This window comes from Desulfovibrio desulfuricans DSM 642, assembly GCF_000420465.1.
Classification (GTDB): domain Bacteria; phylum Desulfobacterota; class Desulfovibrionia; order Desulfovibrionales; family Desulfovibrionaceae; genus Desulfovibrio; species Desulfovibrio desulfuricans.
On sequence record NZ_ATUZ01000011.1, the window covers coordinates 508,149 to 531,396 of the forward strand.

Here is a 23,248-nt window from a genome sequence, read left to right on the forward strand (position 1 = left end):
TGCAAGGATAGTGTTATGACTGCAAATCCCGCCATGCAGCTGTTGGTGGTGGATGACGACCACAACCACCGCGAAATGCTGCGCGCCCTGCTTGAAGAGTGGGGCTACGCGCCCACCGGGGCCTCCAGCGGCGAGGAAGCCCTGGAACTGTGCCGTGAACGTCCTTTTGACCTGATTCTCATGGATGTGCGCATGGGGGGCATGAGCGGCATAGAAGCCACACGGGCCGTCAAGGCTTACAATCCTGCAATTCCCATTTTGATCATGACGGCCTACTCGGACGTTTCCAGCGCCGTGGAGGCGCTCAAGGCCGGGGCGTACGACTACCTCACCAAGCCGCTGGCCTTTGACGCGCTCAAGCTTGCCCTTGAGCGCGCTCTGGATCATGCCAGCCTGCGGCATGAGGTGCGGACTCTGCGCCACGAGCTTGCGGCAGGTCTGGACGCCCGCAACGTCATAGGGCAGAGCCAGGCCATGCGGCAGGTGCTGGATCTTGTTTCGGCCATTGCGCCCTCTGAGGCCACAGTGCTTGTGACGGGCGAATCCGGCACCGGCAAGGAGGTGGTGGCCAAGCTCATCCACGCCAACAGCAACCGCCGCTCTGGCCCCTATGTGGCCGTGAACTGCGCGGCCCTGACGGAAACCCTGCTGGAATCGGAGCTTTTCGGCCACGAAAAGGGCGCGTTCACGGGGGCGGAAAAGCGCCGCGAGGGGCGGTTTCTGGCAGCGGACAAAGGCACGATCTTTCTGGACGAGATTGGCGATATCCCGCTTTCCATGCAGGTAAAGCTGTTGCGCGTCATTCAGGAGCGCGAGTTGCAGCGCGTGGGCGGTGATCAGACCGTGCGGGTGGATGTTCGTATTCTGGCGGCCACCAACAAGGATCTGGCGTGCGAGGTGGAAGGAGGGCGTTTCCGGCAGGATCTGTATTACCGGCTTAACGTGGTGGCCTTGCAGTTGCCGCCGTTGCGCGAGCGCGGTGAGGACATCCCCCTGCTTGCCATGCATTTTATGAAGCTTTTTGCCGAGCGCAATGGCAAGACTGTCAAGGGATTTACGCCTGGGGCCATGGATCGCCTGTTGAAGCACAACTGGCCCGGCAACGTGCGTGAACTGGAAAATGCCGTGGAGCGGGCGGTGGTGCTGCTGGTGGGCGAATATATCAGTGAGCGCGAGCTGCCTCCTACCATTGGTGGGCAGGAGGCGGAGGCCCCGGTGGCGTCGCGGCTGGATTTTGCCAATATGACGCTTGAGGAGATTGAGCGTCTGGCGGTTATGGATACCTTGGCGCAGGTAGGCGGCAACAAGAGCGAGGCTGCGCGGCGTTTGGGGATTAATCGCAAGACGTTGTTGTCAAAGTTGGGGGACGGGAAATAGCGCCGCAACGGTGACGAGGCAGCGGGGGAGTTTGTGGAGGGGAGAGCCTGTCGAGCGCATTTACGCAAACCCGACTTTTTTGGCTTGACAGCGTTAACCTCCTGTTTTTGATGCTCACGTACATGAGTACGCTGCGCTCAAAAACAGGAGTTTTCCTTGTCAGTCCAGAAAAATGCGTATTTTGCAAATTCACTCAACACCAGCCATCGCCTCCGCGTTGCTTCGGCGAGTATAAGGAAGGCGACTCCACGACAATCTCCTGATGGGGAACAGACTTTTCTGACTCGTAATTTATCCGCCTGGTCATGGTTGAAAGGCAATTGGCATCACCACAAGCGGAGTGAAGCTGTCGGTCATGTTCGTGTTGTAATTTGATTTTTTTCAGGTTCGTGATGCCAAAATGTCCTGAGGCAATGGAAAAAGGTACAAAGCCATTTCCTGAAGCAGTTTCCGCATTAATGGTATTGGGCTGAAGCGTATTATTGGTCGAAGCGAAAGCGGACTCTGGCATTAACGCGTCGCGGAGGGAGATCACCTGAGTGAGCGTAGCGAGTGAGGGAAGCTCCCGCAGCAAGAGACGCGTCGCCCTCGCTGTTTTGTGAAAATTGAGAACCCTCTTTGGGGTGCTTCGGGGGGATGCAAGGGGGGCCGAGAAGGGGGCGTAGCCCCATAACCGGCCCCGCCTTGCTGCGCGCCGCACAGGCGTCCTAAACTTCGCCAGAGGGCGGAATCCAGTGCCCGAAGGGCAGCAAAAAGGACTATCATCGGCTAGCCTAGGCGAAACCGCGCCGCGCAGGCATGAAACTCAAAAATCCCCGGTCACGCTACCGTAACCGGGGACTCTCAATTTTCAGCAAGCTAGCGCTTCCGCGCCTCGCTGGAAAGACTGTCCACATACAACCAGAACAGCGTCCCCAGTTGCAGCGGCTTGGGCTGGCCGTCAGGCCCCTTGAGGGGATCGCCGGGAATGCTGGCCATGCAACACCACCAGCCGGGTTGGCTTAATACAAAGGAGAATTCTCCCTTGTTGTTGGTGCGGGCGGCGATATCCTCATGCCATGAGGTCGGCACGGGGCGTTTTTCGGTATTTATGCGCGACATGCGTACAGAAGCGGCGGCAAGGGGCTTGCCGTCCATGAGCACCACGCCGGAAAACATGGCGGGCGCAGTAAGACCAAAGGGGCGGGAAAGCGGAACGATTTCAAAACGCTGGCCTACGGGCAGGCTCCAGCCGCGCTCAACGCCGTACACCGGCAGCGTTGTTTTGACGTAATGCTGCAAAAAGCGTCCGTGCGCGGCATCCCACCATGGGCGGCCTTCAATGATGAACTGGTAGAGGCCGGGCTTGGTCAGGGCAACGTTGGTTCCCCATGCCTTCTGGTTCAGGTAGCGGATTTCTTCCATGTCGCCCAGCAGGTCGCGCCGTTCGGGCTGCGCCACGCCGTCTTTTACCGGTGTGGTGCTGTCGTAACGCAGCACCGCAAACATCTGCGGCATGTCCATGACCAACCCTTCGTACTGGAAGGGGCGCATCATGGTGATAAGTACGTCTACTTCTTCATCTATCTGTGTGTCAGTGGGTGCTGGCGCGGGGGCCGCGGCCTGATCCGGCTTGGCCGGGGCGTCTGCCGGGGCAGCATCGCCGTTGGGTGCGGGTTTGCCTTCAGAAGCGGGTTTGCCTTCGGCAGTGGGTGCAGCGGGGGTTTGTTCCTGCTGTTTGCCAGCGCCATCAGTGGGTTGTTCTGCCTTGCCGGGTGCTGTTTTGGCGTCCTGCTGGCGTTTTTCGTCTTTTTTATCCTCGCGCTTGGCGGGGGCGTCCTGCTTTGGCCGGGGGGCGGGTGCTTCAATGCTGGGCTGGCTGGGCACCAGCAGGGTCACCTGCGCCTGCGCGGATGGCGCAAAAAAAAGGAAGGACAAAACAGCCCAACACGCGGCGACAACTGCACTTTTATGTTCAAATAACCCCAGATGACAGGAACGGTGTGCGCTGGGCATGAAATCTCCTGTGCGCCCAAGCCTGCGGTATGCAGAGGGATTGGCTCTGTTTCCGCACGTAGAGGGCGGGGCGCTAGTGTATGTGACCTGTGTATAGCCCAAGAGCATGAGCTTGTCATGTGCTGCGTGCACACTCACCTCGCATGGCTTGGCATATCCGAAATTCCGGCGGCTGTGTTGAGCGGCGTTCTGGCCGCAAAGACCGCATCCACCCGCGCGGCTCCACCTGCGAGAAGGGCGCTGGCTGCTGCGTTCATGGTGCTGCCAGTGGTCATAACATCGTCCACAACCCACACGCGCAGCCCCCTGGCCTCGGGCGAGGCGGCAAAGCTGTGACGCACGTTGCTGCGCCGGTCTCTTGCCCCAAGGCGCGCCTGTTCCTGACCGGGCACGGGGCGGGAAAGCAGCCTTGAAGACAAAGGCAGACCTGACAGGTCATGCAGGGCACGCGCCAGTTCGTGGGCCTGATTGTACCCTCGGCGGCGTAAATGGGCGGCATGCTGCGGTACTGCCACTATGGCATCTGGCCGGGGCAGGCAGGCCACGGATTCAAGCAGAAAATTCCCCAGCAGGGGGGCAAGGTACAGATGCCCGTCAAACTTGAACCGAAGCAGGGTGTGCCGCAGGGATCCCTGATAGAGGCCGTAGAAAGCAGCTCCGCTCCACGGCGGGGGATTTTGAAGGCATGCGCCGCAGATGCTGTTGCCAGCCTGTGGATCAGAAGGCGGGATTCCGCAGCGCGGGCATCTGGGCCCGGCGTATGGGGCGAGCAGGGCGCTGCATTGGGGGCAAAGGAGGGATTCCGGCGCTGGCGCGGCATGGGGGTGCGCCGCAAACGCAGGGGAAAAGGGACGCAGACAGTGCAAACAGCGGTCTTGGTTCAGCCCCAGTGCGTTTTGCATACGGGCCAACACAGAACCCAGCCAGTCATAACGAGCAGGTGGGTGCGGCTGGGGCTTGTTATGTGGCATGGGGTGAACAAGGGGGTACAAAATGGCGCGGTTTACGGTTTGTCCGCATCTTCGGGCAGGGGCTGGGTCAGTTCGTAGCTGGCATTTTCTGTGGCGAGCCTGTGGCCCCAGTCGTGCCCCCAGGCGTGCAGGGCGGCCATTACTGCGGGGCGTTCGTGCAGATCCTTGGTTGATTCAAGCCCGCGCAGCAGTCGGGTTTCCCGAACGGCAGCCCCAAGGGGGGCCAGAGCGTACTTGAGCGAAAGCAGAGAGCCTGAAAACAGCAGATTGCCGCGCCGACGCCCTGCGGTCATGGCTACAAGCACGGGCTTTGCGCGGGAAAGCGGCAGGGGAGCGCGATCCTCACCGCCCTGCATCATCCAGAATCGCTGGGTTCTGTCGATGAGGGCCTTGAAGTGCGCGGGCAGAAAATAGAAATAAATGGGGGAAGAAATCATGACCAGCTGTGCTTCGTTGATCATCTGGAAAATCTCTTCGGCCTGGTCCATCTGGGCGCAGGCATCGTTCTGGCCGGGGAGGGGCCGGTTGGCCAGAATGCATTTGTGCGGCGGCCTGGAGCAGCCGCCGCACCCCGTACAGGGCGAATATGCATAGTCGCGCAAGGCTACAGTGCGCGCTTCAATTCCGGCCTCGGCCATACCCTTTGTAAAAAGGTTTGCCACCGAATCAGAAACGCCTCCCACATGAGGACTGCACTGGAGCACAAGCACGTTGTTCATAGCTGAAATTCACCGCAAAAAGGGTTGCTCTTTTTTTCATCGCCAATAGTGGTGGAGGGACCATGCCCAGGGTACACCACGGCGTCTTCCGGCAGTTTGAAAAGTACTTCCGTCACCGAGCGCAGCAGGCCGTTGTGGTCGCCGCCGGGGAAGTCCGTGCGGCCAATGGAGCGGAAAAAAAGCGCATCTCCTGTAAAAACAAGTTTTTCAGTAGGGAAAAACAGCGAAACTCCGCCCGGGGTGTGCCCAGGGGTGGCAAGCACCTCGCATTCCATGCCGCCGAACGAGGTCTTGCCCATAGCTATGGGCTGCGACTGATATGGAGTCACAGTGGGAAAGCCCCACAGACCGCCCTGTGCGGATTCCGTACCCTCCAGGCAATCATCATCGGCGCTGATGTAAACAGGCGCTCCTGTGGCCTTCTGCAAGGGCGCCACGCCGTAAACGTGGTCGAAGTGCCGATGGGTAATGCAGATGGCAGCCAGTTTCAGACCGTGCGTAGCCAGATACTCCAGCATGGGCTCCGGGTCGCCGCCCACATCAACCGCAACGGCCTGAGTGCCGCTGTGGATAAGGTAGCTGTTGGTCTGCAAAGGGCCGAGGGGAAACATGGCAACTGACATAAAAGTTCCTTTGGCTTGTCGATATCAGGTGCGCAGTGGTTTGCTGCGCGCAAAATTACCGACTTTGGATATACTATCGTGGATGGTGTTCACAGGCAAGCGCATGGCGCGTTAACAATGCCGCAGCGGCAAAATTTTATCCGCCACGGTGGCCTATATCCTTAAATTTATCCGTACAATGGGGCAAAATCAAGTTGCGGGCATAACTTGGCCTCGGTGGGCAGATCCGGACATGGAACGGGAATGGCAAGGCCTTTCGTTGATGGTCAGGCAGATGATGGTTCCCTGTCTTGAAATTTTCTAGACAACCGGCCTTTGCCACACTACAATTTAAAGATGCAAAAAAACTGCCCGCAGCTCGAACTCGCGCGTGAAGACCTCATGGAAATGGAAGGCCTGTTGTGTGAACAATTGTCTTCATTCCTGTCCTTTTCAGGGCACGCCCTGTATTTTCCCACCAGCCGCGCGCCCGAAGAGCCGCAGTTGCTGTCGCGGGAGCGCAGGCTGCTGCTGCCCTTGCGGCGCGACGACCATCTGCTTGGCGTTGCCATGCTGCACGGCGTCAAGGCGCGCGAGGCCAGGCCCCTTTTGCCCTTTCTGCCTGCCATAGCGGGCCTTTGCCTGGAGAATCTTGCCAGAGCCAAGGCCATGCGCACGGATTCCGTTACCGGGCTTGCCACAGAAGAGGCCCTGTTTGCGCATATGGAAAATGCCGCAGAGCGTTTGCGGGCCTATCTGGAAGAGCCGGGCGCGGAAGAAAGCGGCCCCGCGCCCCTGCACTGGCTGTGCATGGGGATTGTGCTGCTGCGCCTTGGTAACGGGGATTCTGTGGTGCGGCGCGGCGGGCATGCTTTTGCAGAGAAATATCTCAAGGCCCTGGCAGACGCCTGCCGCGAAGCCCTGCCATCGGATGTTCTGGCCGCGCGTGTGGGCCGCTGGGAGATTGCCTTGCTCTTTCCCGCCAGCGGACGCGGCGCCTGTCACAAGCTGGCCCGCGCAGCCCTGACGCGTATGGAAGCGGTACGCATGCCCTATCCGCTGTTGAAAAAGTCCGTGCGCCCGCGCCTTTGCGCCGGGCATGCGCTGTATCCCCAGGATATGCGCGGTACGGAAATGCACCTTGAAATGCACGATCAGGCCCGCCTGTGCATGGATCGCGCCCGCCTTGCCGCAGATGTGGCCGGGCAGGAGGCTGACGGCGCTCAGGCTGTGGAAAGCCGCATCATGCCCTTTGCGCGCATACTCCAAGAAGGCGGTATGGTGCTGGAATCCCTGCCGCTGGGCCGTGCGCGGCTTAGCCTTGGGCGTCAGGCCAAGGCCCGCGAAGGCATGCGTTTTGCCCTGTGGGGACAGGCAGAAAGCGGTTCGCCCCATTACAAGGGCGAGCTGGTGGTGCTGCACACGCGGGATACGGATTCCGTTGCCGAGGCTCTGCATCTGGTTGACGTTACCTGCCGCCCCGAGGTGGGGGACAGGCTCACTTTGCTGGGTGAAACGCCCGTTTTGAGCCCGGATCTGGACGAACAGGATTTTTCCGCCGCGCGCCCTGCCATTCCAGATGCGGCGGTGGCCGTGCAGGAACAAAACCAGAGGGCTGAATCCGCTGAAGGCGGCAAACACGCCGCTGCCGCGTGTGGTGCTTCCGCATCTGCCGTGTCCCAGTCAGCAGCGTGTGCTGGCGGTTTGTGCGGTCACGGTGATTTTTTGAACCGTTTTGCCGTTGAGGCGGAGCGGCGCAACCGCTTTACGCTTTGCCTGCTGCGGCTGGAGCCGGGCAATTCTGATGCGGGCGAAGCCGCACACCCCGATGCCGTGCCGCTGGAAGGCATGCATGATGCCCCGAGCCGGCAGGGGATTATTGAAACAGCTCTCAGCGTATGGCGCGATGCCCTTGGCAAGGCGCAGAGCCTGCCGCAGCCGATGGCTGGACGCTACGGCAGCAACAGTCTGATATTTTTCCATCCGGATGTGGAAGCGCAAGCCCTTGTGTCTCTGTACGAGGGCGTGTGCGGTGCACTGAACAGCCGTGGCATTTCGGCTTCTGTGGGCCTCGCGGGGTATCCCTTCCTTCAGTTCCGCAGGGGGGAAATGCCCGACTGCGCCCTGAAGGCTCTGGAGTATGCCCTGCTGTTGCCAGACCCCAAGGTGGGCGTGTGCAATTCCCTTGCGCTGAACATCAGCGCCGACAGGCGGTACAGCCTAGGCGATGTTTTTGGCGCGGTGGAAGAATACAAACTTGCCCTGCTGGCTGACGAGGCCAATGCCATGGCCTGGAATTCCCTTGGCGTATGTATGGCGGCCCTTGGGCGGCAGCATGAAGCCCGGCGGCATTTTACGGAAGCCCTGCGGCACGGGCCGGATAAAGCTCTTGCCGAACAGATTTACTACAATCTGGGCACGGTCTGTCAGGGGCTTGGTGAAAAGCGCGCAGCAGCCCGGTATTACCGACAGTGCGTCAAGGTTTCGCCCGAGCACCAGTTTGCCCACATCCGTCTTGGGCAACTGTGTGAGCAGGGCGGCAGAAGGGCCGAGGCCCGACGTTTTTATGAAATAGCCGCAGCCCTTGAGGATGCGCGCCCCGGCGCGCCCAGCCTTGCCCGCAGGCATCTTGCGCGTGTGGCTGTGCGCCAGCGCAAGGGGGGCGAGGCCCGCGAACTGCTGCACGAGGCCCTGGTGCGCAATCCGCAGGATGCGGCCTCCATGCTGCTGCTGGCAAATATCTATCTGGACAGCAATGAAGATCCGGCCATGGCGGAACTGCTGGCCCGCAAAAGCGCCGGCCTGCACGATAAGCCCGAGGCCTGGGAAACCCTTGCCCGTGCCCTGCGCAAACTTGGGCGGGAAGAAGAAGCCCGCGTGGCTGAAGCCAAGGCCGTGCTTTCCTAGCTTTCCAGAGGCAGGTTGCAGCGGGACGTGCTGCGGGGAGCCAGCACTCTAAAATTTTTTGTTTCAGATAGTTGCATGCAGTCTTCCGGCGGGTCGCGCCTGTCCGGCAGAGCCTGCTTCACAGATTATAGAACCGCCCCTTGGGGCGGTTTTTTCATGCCCGAAGCAGAGTGCCCGAAACGCAAGCAAGGCCCCCTGTCGCCAGAGGGCCTTGCTGTTATGTCATTTGGGCAAAGTTTGAAGCTACACGTCAAAGAGCATTTCCAGATCTTCACGCGTAAGCGACTTCCAGGTGTCCTGACCGGGAATGATGGCTTCCGCAACGCCGCGTTTGGCTTCCTGCAATTTGAGAATCTTCTCTTCCACCGTATTCTGGCAGATGAGCTTGTAGGAAAAGACCTGACGGGTCTGACCGATACGGTGGGTACGGTCTGTGGCCTGACTTTCCACGGCGGGGTTCCACCACGGGTCATAGTGGATAACGTAGTCGGCGGAGGTCAGGTTGAGGCCCGTGCCGCCAGCCTTGAGCGAGATCAGGAAGATCGGGATTTCAGGCGTATTGTTGAACTTGTCTACCTGATCGAAACGGTCTTTGCTCGCGCCATCGAGGTAGCAGAAGGGAATCTGCGAAAATTCCAGCCACTGCTTGATGATTTGCAGCATCTGCACAAACTGTGAGAAGACCAGCACCTTGTGGCCGCCTTCCACAATTTCCACGATCATGTCCTTGAAGGCATCGAACTTGCCCGAAGGCAGGTTGTTGGAGAAGCCGGGCATGTCGAGCTTGAGCAGGCGCGGGTGGCAGCATATCTGACGCAGCTTGAGCAGGGCATCGAGAATGGACATCTGGCTTTTGGCAAGGCCTTTCTGATCCACGTCTGCCAGCACCTGGGCGCGCAGCTTGCGGGCCAGGGCTGCGTACAGCTCGGCCTGCGCTTCTTCCAGCGCGCAACAGGTGACGCTTTCCACCTTGGGCGGCAGATCCTTGGCCACTTCGGCCTTGGTACGGCGCAGAATGAAGGGGCGCACACGGGTGCGCAGATAGTCCAGCGTTTCAGCGTCGCCATCCTTGATGGGCTTGACGATGCCCCGCTGGAAGGCGTGCTGCGAACCCAGAAAGCCCGGCATGAGGAACTCGAACAGCGACCACAGCTCGAAAAGATTGTTTTCGATGGGCGTACCCGAGAGGCACAGGCGCATGCGGGCATTGATGCGGCGCACGGCGCGGGCTGTGATGGTGTTGGGATTCTTGATGTTCTGGGCTTCGTCAAGAATAACGGTGTTGAACTCGTATTTTTCCATCTCCTCCAGATCGCGCCGGAGCAGTGCGTAGGTGGTGATGATGAGATCCGAGCTGGAAATATGCTTGAACATGCCCTCGCGGCGGGTGCCATAGATGGTCAGCCGTTTGAGGCCGGGAACGAACTTTTCCGCTTCGCGCTCCCAGTTGGGCAGCACCGAGGTGGGCACCACAATAAGGTTTGGCCCGTCATGGTGCACGTCAATCATGTGCTGGATAAAGGCCAGGGTCTGCACGGTTTTGCCAAGGCCCATTTCGTCGGCAAGAATGCCGCCGAACCCGTATTCCGAAAGGAAGTTGAGGTACGAAAGGCCTTGCACCTGATAGCTGCGCAGGTTGGCATTGAGCCCCTTGGGCGGCGCGATGGGCCGCACCTCGCGGAACGAGCGGATTTTTTCGCGCAGGCTGTTCCAGAAGGAATCTGTGGCGGCACCGGGCAGGTCTTCCAGCAGGCTGTCGAGCACAGGGGCTTCAAACTGCTTGAATTTCTGCTGCGGGGGCTTTGAAGGGTCGAGTCCCAGGGCCGTGAGCTTGTGGGAGAGCTTTTCAAGCCACGCTTCGGGCAGGCTGGTATAGGAGCCGTCTTTCAACTGCACATAGCGCTTGCCTCGGGTCCAGGCCTTCCAGATCTTTTCCAGGGGCAGGCTCTGACCTTCGTATTCCACGTTGATGTCCAGCGAGAACCATTTTTCCTTTTCATTGCTGACCACCTGCGCCGTGATGTTGGAAGAAGCCGTGCGCACCTTGTAGCGCGAGAGGGCCTTTTCGCCGTAGACGCGGTAGTTTTCAATCAGCTTGGGGTACGAGTCGAGCAGGAAGGCAATGGCTTCTTCCGGCTCAAGGAACCACAGTTTGCTTGAGCGGGCCTGAAAGTCCATGCCGCTCAGTTCGTTCATCAACTGGGCTTCCTCGTCCTGATGGCGGCGCACCAGATAGGTCTGCCCTTCATAGGCGTAGCTGCCGGTCTGGAAGTCGGGGTTGGGCCCGTTGAGCGTAAATTCGCCGTGGCGCGTTTCATAGACGTTGTCGATTTCCAGCGTCAGCAGGCTGCCTTCTTCATCAAGGAAGAGCTTGGGATTATAGGTGGCAGGCTGGAATACCGGTTCCATGAGCTTGAGGAACTGCTGCGGTTCGTAGAGTTCCGAGGCTGGCAGTCGCGTCCACACGCGGTCGAGAAATTCGGAAATTTCTTCGTGCGGCACAACCGGGCGTTCGTAAATAAGGTTGCGCACCAGCGAAGGATAGAGGCCCGTCTGCACCGGATAGAAATTGTGCTGGTAGCAGACCCAGAGGGGCATTTGCCCGTGAAAGGTGATGGGCGCGTCTTCCGGCGCGGTGCTCTCGGTCGGGTTGCGGTCACTGGGATTGCTGCGCCCCGCGCGGATGGGCAGCGGGGGGCGCCCCTCGCGCTTGAGCAGCACTTCAAAGCGAAAGCCCGAGTCGTCCAGAATGGGCTTGAGCTTGAGCGCAAAAGGCGTGCTCTCAATGCGGCAGGGTTTGTCAGTGTCCTTCCACAGCAGATAATATTCCTTGCGCACAGACCAGAAAAACCATGAGGTAAGGCCCTGGGGGATTTCAACCCGGTGGCCGTAATAGTCGAGGTGCTGGCCGATCTGGCGGGCCACATGCGGCAACTGGGGTGAAAATTCGCACCAGTCGGGGTTCTGGATGATCTGATCCAGCGTTACCTCGTTGTGCACGCTGGAAAGCCCGGATTTGTTCTGCCGCCCACGGAAAAAGGAAACCAGCAGACGGCCCTGTTCCGGTTCAAAGCGGAATATGAGATAGTGGCGGCCTGGTTCCGGTTCCATGTCGGTAGAAAAAAAGTTGCGGAAGCTCTGTTTCCAGTCGGTGCTGGGGGGTGGGGTTTCTTCCGGGTCGCCCTGTTCCTTGCGCAGCTCTTCAACAAGGCGCAATGCAAGAGCGGCCACATGGCGGCAGATGCCTGAGAACGCATCAGAGCAGTTGCACTGGTGGTGGGTGCTGCGGTCCGTAATGGTGAGGGTCAGGCTCGGCGTGAAGACCTGCAGGTCTTCGCCCTGGATGACGCCTTGGACTTCCCAGGTTTCGCCCTCCTGGATATTTATTTTTTGCACCTCACCTTCGGACAGGATATAGTAGGCGGCGTCGCGGATGTATTCCGGCACACTATCGTGCAGGAAAGTCTGGCACATTTCGCGAACGACGCTCTGTTCAGATCGACTCATGGGTTCCCCAAAAATACTCCGTTGAAATTTCTGGAAAATTCCAGAAACGGAGCGATGTTATGACGTTTGCGATAAATAGCACAGGTTGGGGGGCGAAAGCAATATGAAGTGTGACTTTTATGAAAAAAATAAATTTTGAGCGCGCAATCAATATGTTGGAATCAATATCGGCCCAACGGGCCCCCCGATTTTACGGGAAAAAGTGGATTCGTTGGGTCACAATTTCATGTGCTTTACTGTGCATTTGTGCATCATCGGCTTTTTGCGCCGATTCTGCGGGTGATCTGCCGGAAGAAACCGGCCTTGCCCCCTCGGGTGCGGCAGTCAGCCCGGCTGGCCCCCCGGCTTCGGGCGGCAGCATATTTTTTGGCACCATTGGCGAGGCTTCAAATCTTATTCCCTACCTCACATCAGACTCCGCCTCGCATGAGGTGGCAGACCTTATCTACACGGCGCCACTGCGTTACAACAAGGATTTGCAGCCTGAGCCATGGGCCGCGGAATCGTGGAGCATGGAAGACGGCGGCAAACGCATGCGTTTTACCCTGCGCAAGGGCATACTGTGGGAGGACGGGCAGGAACTGACCGCCGAAGACGTGGCCTTTACCTGCAAGCTGGCGGCAGACCCTGCCACCGGCAGCCCTTACGCCGAGGATTTTTTGCGTATCAAGGAGCTGCGGGTCATTGACCGCTATACGTTTGAAGTGCGCTATGACCAGTTTTTTGCGCGGGCGGTATCCACCTGGATGAACCCCATTTTGCCAAAACATATTCTGGAAGGGCAAAACATCCGTTCCACGCCTTTTGCGCGCAAGCCCATGGGGGCCGGGCCGTATCGGCTCAAGTCGTGGGAGCCGGGGAGCCGCATAGTGCTGGAGGCATCGCCCACCTATTTTGCGGGCAAGCCGCGCATTGACGAAGTGGTGTACAGGATCATTCCCGACAACGCTACCATGTTTATGGAAACCCGGGCGGGCAGGCTGGACGTGATGGATCTTTCGCCCCTGCAATACCTGCGGCAGACCTCCGGCCCGGAATGGCAGAGCAGATTCCATAAATTCCGCTACATTGCCTCTGTGTATATTTTCCTCGGCTTTAATCTGGAGCATCCGTTTTTCAAGGATGTTCGGGTGCGGCGGGCCATTTCCATGGCAATCGACCGCGAGGGCATCATCAAGGGCGTTTTGCTGGGGCAGGGGGCTCCGGCTTTTGGGCCGTTCAAGCCCGGCTCGTGGCCGTACCATCCCGGCCTCAAGCCTATGCCCAGAAACATTGCCGCCGCCCGCGCCCTGCTGGCCGAGGCGGGCTTTGCCGATCATGACGGCGATGGCCGGCTTGACCGCGGCGGCCAGCCGCTGGCTTTTACCATTCTGACCAATCAGGGCAACGAGCAGCGCATTCTTGCGGCTACCGTCATGCAGTCGCAACTGCGCGAGGTGGGTATTGACGTGCGCATCCGCACCGTGGAGTGGGCGGCCTTTATCCGCGAATTTGTCAACAAGGGGCGGTTTGACGCCGTGCTGCTGGGCTGGACAATACCGCAGGATCCGGACCTGTTTTCTGTATGGCATTCATCCCAGACCTTTGAGGGCGGTCTGAATTTTACCCACTACCGCAATCCCGAGGTGGACAAGCTGCTTGAAGAAGCGCAATCCACGCCCGATCAGAAAAAGCGCGCAGAACTGTACTATCGCATTCAGGAAATATTTGATGCGGAGCAGCCCTACTGCTTTTTGTTTGTGCCCTATGCCCTGCCTGTGGTGCAGCGGCGGTTTCAGGGCATAGAACCCGCGCTGGCGGGCATAATGTATAATTTTGAAAAGTGGTGGATTCCCAAAGCGTTGCAGTATACGCAGATGCAGCCCTAAGCGCTCGCACCGGGCACAGGGCAGCTTTTTTGCCCTTGCCTGCTGGCCTGCAGGCGCATATTCAGACCACGCGGATTTGAACAGGCCCTGGCTGGTTGTCCAGCCGGGGCCGCTGTGTTTGCGCGCTTTGGCCTACAATTCGGCTGCCCTCGGCGTTGACAAGGCCGCTTTAGTCGGAACATAGTTCCAGAACTGGTTGAAGATATTTTTTTACGCTGTGGGTGGACGTTACGCATGATTCGTATTCAGGAAATTCTCGATAAGGTTTCGGCTGGCAACCCGAACGCGGATCTGGAGCTGATCCAGAAGGCGTATGTGTTTGCCGCCACTGCCCATGCGGGGCAAACCCGCCTTTCGGGCGAGCCGTACCTTTCCCACCCCCTGGCGGTTGCCAGCATTCTGGCGGGCATGGGTTTTGACGAACCCACCATTGCCGCTGGCCTGCTGCACGACACGGTAGAAGACACCAAGGCCACCATTGAAGAGCTGGACGAAAATTTTGGCGAAGAAGTGGCCGATATCGTCGACGGCGTTACCAAGATCAGCCAGATCACCTTTGAGAACAAGGAAGAAGCCCAGGCGGAGAATATCCGCAAGATGATCCTGGCCATGAGCCACGACATGCGGGTTCTTATGGTCAAACTGGCCGACCGCCTGCACAATATGCGCACGCTGGACTTTCAGAAAAGTCACAAACAGAAGCGTATTGCCCAGGAAACCATGGATATCTACGCGCCCCTGGCCAACCGCCTGGGTTTGTACGTGATGAAGCGCGACCTGGAAGACCTGAGCTTCAAATACATGCGCCCCGACATTTACAACCAGATCGATCACTGGCTGGACAATCATCAGGTTGTGGAAAAGCAGATCATCGGCAAGGTTGTGGGCCTGATTCAGGATCTGCTGGAATCAAACGGCATCACCGGGCAGGTTTACGGGCGCATCAAGCACAAGCACAGCATCTATAAAAAGATGCAGGCCCAGTCCATGACACTGGACGAAATGCACGACATCATGGCCTTTCGCGTGCTGGTGCAGGATATCAAGGACTGTTACGCCACGCTGGGGCTTGTGCATTCCCAGTGGAGGCCCGTGCACGGGCGCTTTAAAGATTACATTTCCATGCCCAAGACCAACGGCTACCAGAGCCTGCACACCACGGTCATCGGGCCTGAAGGCGAGCGTATTGAAATCCAGATACGCACCGAGGAGATGCACAGGCAGGCCGAACACGGCGTTGCCGCCCACTGGCTGTACAAGGAAAAAGGCCGCGTCAACAGTAAAGACCTAGAGCAGTTTGCATGGCTGCGCGAAATTTTTGAGCGCCAGAGTGAAGAAACAGATTCCCGCGAGTTCATGCATTCGCTGAAAATGGATCTGTTCAAGGACGAGGTCTACATCTACACCCCGGCGGGCGATGTTAAGGAACTGCCCGAAGGCGCTACACCGCTGGACTTTGCCTTTGTGATCCACACCAAGGTGGGCCAGCATTGCAGCGGCGCAAAAATCAATGGCCGCCTCATGCCCCTTGGCACGGAGCTGAAAAACGGCGACGTGGTGGAAATCCTCACCGACCCGGCGCGCAATCCCAACCGCGACTGGCTCAAGATTGTTAAAACCGCCAAGGCGCGCAGCCGTATTCAGCACTATCTGCGCACGGAAGAACGCACCCATGCCGTGACTCTTGGTCGCGAACTGCTGGAAAAAGAAGGCCGCAAGGTCAGCCTGAATGTGGGCAAGGCCACCAAGGACGGCCACCTGGCCATTGTGGCCCAGGAAATGAATTTTGACAGCGTGGATGATCTGGTTGCAGCTGTGGGCTATGCCCACACCACGCCGCGCAAGGTGCTCAACAAGCTGTATGCGGTGCTGCACCCCGAGGCCGCCACTGCTGCGGAACCTGCCACCCCCACGGTAAAGGAAAGCAAGGAAGCCGCCTCCCGCAAGGGCGAGGGCGTGGGCATTTCCGGCGTGGACGGCGTGCTCATGCGTTTTGCCAAGTGCTGCAACCCGGTGCCGGGCGATCCCATTATCGGCTACATCAGCCGTGGTCTTGGCATCAGCGTACACCGTGCCGACTGCCCCAATGTTGCCAATATGGAACCGGAGCGCCTTATTTCCGTGCATTGGGACGGCATGGAAGAAAAGCCCTACGCAGCGGGCATATTCATTATCGCCAAGAACGAACAGGGCGTTCTGGCCAAGGTTGCCGAGGTCATGGCGCGCAACGGCGTCAACATTATTGGCCTGAACATGGACAATCAGGTGGATGGACGTGCCAGGCTGCGCATTACCGTTGAAGTGCGCGATGCCACCCAGCTCTACCAGCTTATTGAGGCCATTCGCGTATTGCCGCCCATTTTTGAAGTGGTGCGCGATACTGAGGCCGACGCCACATAATACGCATTTAAACGCGCTGTAAAAAGCCGACTGCTTCTCGCGAGGCAGTCGGCTTTTTTGGCGGCGGGTGGCCACTAGGCGGCATTATTAAAGAAATTGGTTGTATATGGGAACAGCGTTCCCAGTGGCAAATGCCATAGGGGGGCTACAAAGGATTAATATAGAAATGTCAATTTCGATAATTTACACAAAAAATAAATCATTACGCGATAATATTTTTCGAGTGCAAAAATATTGTTTATTTGAAAATATTGTAGATATTAAATAATTTATTTGTGAATTAGTTATTGTTATTTAATAAATTTGCATGGTGTTATTATTCAAAGATGCTGTAATTTATTTTTCAATTATCATTTTTATAATACAAGTTTGATACCTCACTGGCATGCTGCGAAATAAGTAAAATATTGAGTTTCGAAAAATACCCTAAATAAATTTTTTTGTTGTACGTTTTATAGAATATAGTCTAAGCGCATTCGCTATGGTAACCTCTTCAGAGCATCATGGGTAGGATATAACTATGCAAAGAATTACGACAATGCAGAAGATGGCAGGCTTGAGTTTGCTCCTGTGCCTGTTCACGGTGATTATTGGCATGTTTGGCGTCAGCCGCCTGAGCAATCTGGCAACTGACGTTGAGGAACTGAGTTCCATGCACATGAAGGGGCTGGATTTGCTCAGAATGACCAATGTTGAAGTTTTGCGGATTATTCGCGAAGAAAAAAATCTTATCATCAGCACCACCGAAGAAGGTAATCGCACCGTCCTGAATAATCTGCAAAAAGAATATGTGGTGCTGGATAAATACAGCAATGAACTGCCGCACTATTTTATGACCGAGACCGCCCGCAAGCTGCTTGCCGAACTGAACGGCCTGCTCAGTGAATGGCGTACAGAACATAACAAGATTGTTGAACTGGGCAGTACAACAGACCCGGCCATGAATGCAAAGGCGCAGGAACTTTCGTCCACCACCGGGCGGGCTCTGGCGCGAAAGCTGGCTGATCTTTTGCACGATATTGGTGAAAAGAAGCTGGAGTTTGCTCAGGAGCTGAGCCGCAAAAGCATGCAGGAGTACGAACGCGCGCGGATGATAACCATTGTGGGCGTGCTGCTGTCAGTTTTGGTGGGCCTTGGCCTGGGGTATTTTCTTTCGCGCAACATGCTGCGCCAGCTTGGCGACGAGCCGGCCTCACTCTCAGAGCTTGCCTTGCAGATTGCAGGCGGGGATCTGGAGGCAAAGTTTAATCCTGCACGGCCTGAGATCGGCGTTTTTGGCGCAATGAAGCAGATGGTGGGCACCCTCAAGGGTAAAATTGCGGAGGCTGATCAAAAGAGCCAGCAGGCCAAAGAAGAATCCGAGCGCGCCCAGAAGGCCACTGCCGATGCGGAAGAAGCACGTCGCCAGGCCGAGCGCGCCAAGGCCGAGGGCATGCTTCAGGCTGCCCACCAGCTTGAAGGCGTGGTAGAAATCGTAACCTCCGCTTCCGAGGAGCTTTCCGCTCAGGTTGAGCAGTCGAGCCGTGGCGCGGACGAGCAGTCCGCGCGTGTGCGCGAAACCGCAACCGCCATGGAAGAAATGAACGCCACCGTGCTGGAAGTTGCCAGAAACGCGCAACAGGCTGCGGATGTCTCAAGCAATGCCAGAAAGCAGGCCATTGAAGGCTCGCAGATAGTGAATGAGGCTGTAAAGGGCATAAGCACCGTGCACACGCAGTCGCTGGCCCTCAAACAGGATATGGATGCCCTTGGCAAACAGGCTGAGAGCATCGGGCAGGTAATGGGCGTTATTGCCGACATTGCCGATCAGACCAACCTGCTTGCGCTTAACGCCGCCATTGAGGCTGCGCGCGCTGGTGATGCTGGCCGTGGCTTTGCCGTGGTGGCGGACGAAGTGCGCAAACTGGCAGAAAAAACCATGACCGCAACACAGGAAGTGGGCCGAGCCATCAAGGAAATTCAGGAAGGCACAAAGAAAAACATTCAAAGCGTGGAATTCACAGGCGAATCTATTGAAGCCGCCACAAAGCTCTCCGTGCAGTCGGGCGAATCGCTGAAAAATATTCTTGAGTGTGTGCAGCTTGTTAACGATCAGGTGCAGTCAATTGCCACCGCTAGCGAGCAGCAGTCTGCCGCCAGTGAAGAAATCAACCGCTCTGTGGAACAGGTGGCTACAATCTCTGCTGAAACCGCTCAAGCCATGGAGCAGGCTTCCAGCGCAGTCGCCGATCTTGCGCAGCAGTCGCAAACGCTTCAGCATCTGATTGGCGAGATGAAACGCCAGGGCTAGGCACAATTCCATAAATCCAGACCAGTAAAAGGCCGTCCAGTTGGACGGCCTTTTTGTCGTATTTGCATCAAATTCTGCTGGTTATCAGACGAAAGGTTTTTCAAGGTTTCCTTTGGTGGCTATTATTACTTTTCTGCCTGTCCCGGTATTTTTGTGCACGGTGTCCGCATGTGATTGATCTGCAACAGTGCGAATAGTACTGTATTAAAAAAACTGACATGTATTTGCCCGATGGCGGTTAGCCCGCAAAATTTACTTGCAACAAAATGATAATAAAAGGAAAGCCATGAGCGAAAAGGAAATAACGCCTCAAGTGTCTTTGCGGGAAGCATTTCTTTACTGGTTCAAGCTCGGCTTCATCAATTTTGGCGGGCCTGCCGGGCAGATCGCCATGATGCATAAAAATCTGGTGGATGGCAGGGCCTGGATCAGCGAAAAGGTTTTTCTGCGGGCGCTCAATTTCTGCATGCTCTTGCCGGGGCCGGAAGCGCATCAACTGGCCGTGTACATAGGCTGGCGGCTCAACGGCTACTGGGGCGGAACCATTGCCGGGCTGTGCTTTTTGTTCCCCTCGGTTATTCTGATGCTCTTTCTTTCATGGCTGGCAGCCGCCAAGGGGCAGGTTCCCTTTGTGGCCGGGATTTTTCACGGAATCGCTGCCGCCGTTGTGGCCATTGTGATCGAAGCGCTTATCCGGCTTTCAAAAAAATCACTCAAGCACCTCGCACTGTATGCCTTTGCTGGCGGCTCGTTTGTATTGGGGCAGTTTCTGGGTGTATCCTTTCCGGTGATTGTTTTGCTGGCAGGTGTGGCAGGTGTCATTCTTGGCAAATTTCGTCCAGACATTTTTTGCCAGAAAAAGCCGGGAACAAATGAATGCCTGACTGACGCGCCGGAATCTTTCACCAACCTGCCGCCTTTATCCCATCTTTTCAAGGTGGTGGGGATATTCGCGGTGATCTGGATGGCTGTGATTCTGCCCGTTTTTGCATGGCGGAGCATGGGCGACATACTTTCCCAGATACCCATATTCTTTACCAAGGCCACCTTTGTGACCTTTGGCGGCGCGTATGCCGTGATTGCCTACATTGTTGAGCACGCGGTCAATTTGGGCTGGCTTACGGAAACGGAGATGCTGCTGGGTCTTGGCCTTGCGGAAACAACCCCCGGCCCGTTGATCATGGTAACGCAGTTTGTGGGTTTTATCGCCGCATGGAATCAGCCCGGAGGCCTGACGCCCATGACGGCAGGCATTCTGGGCGGGCTGCTCACCACCTTTACCACGTTTTTGCCGAGTTTTATGTTTATATTTGCCGGTGCGCCCTACATCGAGGCCATTACGGCCAACAAAAAACTCAATGCCGCGCTGACGGGAATATCCGCTGCTGTTGTGGGCGTTATCCTCAAAATCGGGGTATTTTTTGCGTGGAACACCTTTTTCCCGGCAACGGGATTTGATACTTTTGCCGTTGGCGTTGCGCTGGTGTCGCTTGTGGCCTTGGTGCGTTTCAAGCTCTCCATGCACGCGCTGGTAGGGTTGAGCGGGCTTGCCGGGCTGATCTGGCAGATGCTCTGATAGCCTTGCTACGATACTTTGGCTGTGCGTTGCTCGTTTCATTGCTGGCATGGGGAGCAGTCATGGCGATGCAGTCTTGCCCGCACAGGATTTTTATCCTTAACGTCTGACACGTGGGGGGACGTATGAACGCAACCATTACGCCGCAGGAACTCCAGGATATGCTGGCCGCCAATACCGCGACTGTTTGCGATGTGCGCAGGCGGGCTGATTATGAGGCTGACCCGCGCACTATCCCCGGTGCTGCGTGGCATGACCCGGAGCAGGTGAATGTGTGGGCGGCGCAGCTGCCCAAGGACAAACCCGTAGCCATCTATTGCGTGCGCGGTGGATCAGTAAGCAAGTCTGTCCAGGCGGCATTGGGGCAGAAAGGTTTTGACGTGCAGTATGTGGAGGGTGGGCTGGCAGCCTGGGATGAAGCCCAGTAGCTGAACGCCGCGTAAAATGGGAGTCCATGCGCAGGCGGCTTTGCATCGCGGTGCGCCGTGCTGCCGCAAAGGAAACGCCGCTTCCCTGCGAAGGGAAGCGGCGAAGCCTGCGCGCCGGGAAGGGAACGGCGCTTACAAAAGGCTGAGAGGCTTAGAAGCTGTACTGGAAGACAACCTGGGCTTTCCAGGCGTCCTGCTTGTCAAAGCTGCCGTTGCCAGCGCCGTTGTTGTAACTGGCCTTTTTCCATGTGTCCTTGTCGATCATGTTGGCAACGTAGCCGAGTTCCAGATTCACACTCAGGTTTTCGTAGGCCTGCCATGTGTTGACGAGGTTGAATTCCAGCAGTCCGTCGTTGGTGGTCAGATAGGGACCGTCGCCGCCGTAGCCAGCCTGCCAGGAGGAGGCATCCTTCATGTATTTGACCATGGAGGTGGCGTTGGTGCCGCCCCAGTAGGCCAGACGGAAAGTGTGGGAGACGTTTTCAATAAAGCTCATGTCTTTCAGCTGTGCGCCGATGCCCCAGGTGCCGGCATAGCTCATGCTCCAGTCGCAACCATTGGCAACCGGGCTCCACGAAAGGTTGCCGTCGCCGACAAAGGAGGTGAAGTTGCCCGCGCCAGCAATGGAGGGCATGCGCTCGGAGCCGTTTTTCACGTTGCCGTCGTCACCGCTGGCGTACCAGCCGAAGATGCCGGGAACGCCCCAGTCCAGCTTGTATTCAACAAGGGCTTTTGCCAGCCAGCCCTGACGCTCGGTGCTGGCGCGCACGCTGTCCACGCCGCGCTTGAGCACATCGTAGTGGCCCATGGCTTCAGAGTAGCCGTAGTTGATGTCGAATTCGATGTTCAGAGGGTCGAACATGGTGATGGCCACCGGCAGACCCGCCCAGAACACGGAGCCGTATTGCTTGTTGGTGCTGGAGGAATTGAGGGGATTCAGGCCGTTGGCGTAGTTGAAGCCGGGGTTGGTGCCGGGAATGGTGAGGCCAAGTTTGCCATCGCTGGTTTCCCAGGGCGAACCGTAGGTTTCGTCATCCAGGCCGCGCAGGGAGTTTTTGCCGCGCATGCCGTACATGGCCCAGGGGGTGACTTCAACACCGTCAAAACTCAGGGGCATGGAGAGCATGAACAGATCAAGGTTGTCGAGGTAGTTGGTTTTTTCCGTGCTGGAATTGCCATTGCCGTCGACGAACGTACCATTAAAGTTGTCGTTGACAGGGCGCGCCCACATAAAGGTGAGGCCCACATTTTCGTTGAACTTGTAGTTGGCGGTCAGGGCTGCAACATCGCAGTCCATAATAGCGGAGCCGCCAGCCACGTTGGGCAGGGCGGCGGCCTGGAGGCCCATGCGCACGCGGGCGTCAGTCTGCGGAATCAGCCAGTCGATGTAGGCGTTTTTAACCTTGACCTGATTGTTCCCGTCAGCGCCGAGAGCTGCGCCATCGCCCGATTTGCCCCAATGCTGGTCGCCAATTTCAAAATACACCGTGCCGGACAGAGCCTCGGAGGCCACGGCGTCCAACTGGAGGCGGATGCGCTGGGAAGCGCCAAACTGGTCTTCGGTATTGGTTTTGGACTTGGCTCCGTCAGTATCTCTGGTGTTTTTGGTGAGGACGCCTTCGCCCACGCCAAAACCAACCAGCCATTCGCCCTTGGCCTTGAAGTCAATGGCCTTGGCCCCCCCGGCCACGCCCATCAGCATACCTGCTGCAAGCAGGGTGACCATGCACACCTTTTTAAAGCGGTTCAGACCATTCCTTTCTCGTGAACTCATTCCTTTCTCCTCGTAAAGGGTTTGCGCAACGGCCGCAGACGCCACGGGCTCTTGCAACGCGCGCGTTATTTTTTCAGAAGACATCCCTGACGGGCTGGCGCTTGGCGTGCAGCCGCCGGGTGATGTCCTTGGCCTAATACGCCCCCATCTGCCGCAAGGGAGGTGGCGATCAGTTTTCCGCGTGGTGGTTCTTGTGGTGGCCGCATTTGCAGTTGGCGCAGTTGCCCTTGCAGACGTGCTTTTTCTTTTGCTCGATGAGAACGCGATTGCCGGTAACGGCCATGTCAAAGCCGCTCTTGCCCTTGAATACGATACGTTCTGTGCTGAGACCGCCCAGCAGGAGCGAGGTCTTGAGGGCGTCAACGGCGGAAGGATGTGGGTTGGCTACGTGGCGCACGTCAATGAAAATGCGTTTGCAGTTGGCCTGATTGCACTGAAGAAGCTCAATAAGCGCAGTGGCCTGGGGAGGATCGAAGCGGGAAGAAACGGAAATGTGGAGGTTGTCGTGGCTGAAACGGTGGCTTAAACCCGTATGATCGGTAAACACCGGCTGCTGATCCATATTTTTATCTCCGCTTTGCTGAATGTGCATGGCGGTACACTGTCACAGGCAGAGCGGCGTGTCAATAAAAATGAAATTACTTTTCAAATTCAAATTATATCATACTGATTTTATTATTAAAAATTGTACAAAAAATTGTATTTTCCCTAACATGCTCAATTGGAAAAGAAAGATTGCCAATCGATTTTAGGCTGCGCATATGATGGCGCAGGGTTGAACTGATGGTTTTGCCAATAAATAGGGGCGGATGCTCCCAAGGAACATCCGCCCGC

Annotated in this window: 14 protein-coding genes; 7 read left to right on the top strand and 7 right to left on the bottom strand. The window is 57.2% G+C overall.

Annotation, left to right across the window (positions count from 1 at the left end; all coding sequences use genetic code 11):
- Positions 1-15: 15 nt before the first annotated feature.
- Positions 16-1,377 (top strand): sigma-54-dependent transcriptional regulator, encoded by a 1,362-nt coding sequence (locus G449_RS0103965; RefSeq protein ID WP_022658015.1) that lies wholly within the window; start codon positions 16-18, stop codon positions 1,375-1,377.
- 858 nt (positions 1,378-2,235) lie between these two features.
- Here the strand turns inward: G449_RS0103965 and G449_RS0103970 are convergent.
- The 4 genes from G449_RS0103970 to G449_RS0103985 all read right to left on the bottom strand — a co-directional run bounded on the left by G449_RS0103970 (position 2,236) and on the right by G449_RS0103985 (position 5,685).
- Positions 2,236-3,372 carry a DUF4198 domain-containing protein gene (locus G449_RS0103970; protein WP_022658016.1) on the bottom strand — a complete coding sequence of 379 codons (1,137 nt, stop codon included), beginning with the start codon at positions 3,370-3,372 and terminating at the stop codon, positions 2,236-2,238.
- Between the two features lie 134 nt (positions 3,373-3,506).
- Entirely contained in the window at positions 3,507-4,274 is a 768-nt protein-coding gene (locus G449_RS15885) for a ComF family protein (RefSeq protein ID WP_051135381.1), read from the bottom strand.
- Positions 4,275-4,375: 101 nt separating this feature from the next.
- A complete protein-coding gene (locus G449_RS15890; protein ID WP_022658018.1) occupies positions 4,376-5,062 on the bottom strand; it encodes a flavodoxin family protein in 687 nt (228 codons plus the stop codon).
- A complete protein-coding gene (locus G449_RS0103985; protein WP_022658019.1) occupies positions 5,059-5,685 on the bottom strand; it encodes an MBL fold metallo-hydrolase in 627 nt (208 codons plus the stop codon). The genes G449_RS15890 and G449_RS0103985 overlap by 4 nt, the downstream gene beginning before the upstream one ends.
- Positions 5,686-6,021: 336 nt before the next feature.
- On the opposite strand from G449_RS0103985, the gene G449_RS0103990 reads away from it, so the two are divergent.
- The gene (locus G449_RS0103990; RefSeq protein ID WP_022658020.1) at positions 6,022-8,571 is read left to right on the top strand and encodes a tetratricopeptide repeat protein; all 2,550 of its coding nucleotides are present in this window, start codon (positions 6,022-6,024) and stop codon (positions 8,569-8,571) included.
- Between the two features lie 243 nt (positions 8,572-8,814).
- Here G449_RS0103990 and G449_RS0104000 read toward each other — a convergent pair whose 3' ends face one another.
- Positions 8,815-12,078 carry a DEAD/DEAH box helicase gene (locus G449_RS0104000; RefSeq protein ID WP_022658022.1) on the bottom strand — a complete coding sequence of 1,088 codons (3,264 nt, stop codon included), beginning with the start codon at positions 12,076-12,078 and terminating at the stop codon, positions 8,815-8,817.
- Positions 12,079-12,230: 152 nt separating this feature from the next.
- On the opposite strand from G449_RS0104000, the gene G449_RS0104005 reads away from it, so the two are divergent.
- The 5 genes from G449_RS0104005 (at position 12,231) to G449_RS0104025 (ending at position 20,640) form a co-directional block, all read left to right on the top strand.
- Positions 12,231-13,946, top strand: a complete 1,716-nt coding sequence (locus G449_RS0104005) for a peptide-binding protein (protein ID WP_051135382.1) — start codon at positions 12,231-12,233, stop codon at positions 13,944-13,946.
- A 234-nt stretch (positions 13,947-14,180) separates the two neighbouring features.
- Positions 14,181-16,346: a RelA/SpoT family protein gene (locus G449_RS0104010; protein WP_022658024.1), complete on the top strand. Its 2,166-nt coding sequence runs from the start codon at positions 14,181-14,183 to the stop codon at positions 16,344-16,346.
- Between the two features lie 520 nt (positions 16,347-16,866).
- Positions 16,867-18,636, top strand: a complete 1,770-nt coding sequence (locus tag G449_RS15895; RefSeq protein WP_034604848.1) for a methyl-accepting chemotaxis protein — start codon at positions 16,867-16,869, stop codon at positions 18,634-18,636.
- 286 nt (positions 18,637-18,922) lie between these two features.
- On the top strand, positions 18,923-20,212 hold the full coding sequence (chrA, locus tag G449_RS0104020) for a chromate efflux transporter (RefSeq protein ID WP_022658026.1): 1,290 nt from the start codon (positions 18,923-18,925) through the stop codon (positions 20,210-20,212).
- A gap of 125 nt (positions 20,213-20,337) precedes the next feature.
- Positions 20,338-20,640 carry a thiosulfate sulfurtransferase GlpE gene (locus tag G449_RS0104025; RefSeq protein WP_022658027.1) on the top strand — a complete coding sequence of 101 codons (303 nt, stop codon included), beginning with the start codon at positions 20,338-20,340 and terminating at the stop codon, positions 20,638-20,640.
- Between the two features lie 151 nt (positions 20,641-20,791).
- On the opposite strand, the gene G449_RS0104035 is transcribed toward G449_RS0104025, so the two are convergent.
- Positions 20,792-22,414: an outer membrane homotrimeric porin gene (locus G449_RS0104035; protein WP_022658029.1), complete on the bottom strand. Its 1,623-nt coding sequence runs from the start codon at positions 22,412-22,414 to the stop codon at positions 20,792-20,794.
- A gap of 169 nt (positions 22,415-22,583) precedes the next feature.
- Positions 22,584-22,976: a hypothetical protein gene (locus G449_RS0104040; RefSeq protein WP_022658030.1), complete on the bottom strand. Its 393-nt coding sequence runs from the start codon at positions 22,974-22,976 to the stop codon at positions 22,584-22,586.
- Positions 22,977-23,248 lie beyond the last annotated feature (272 nt).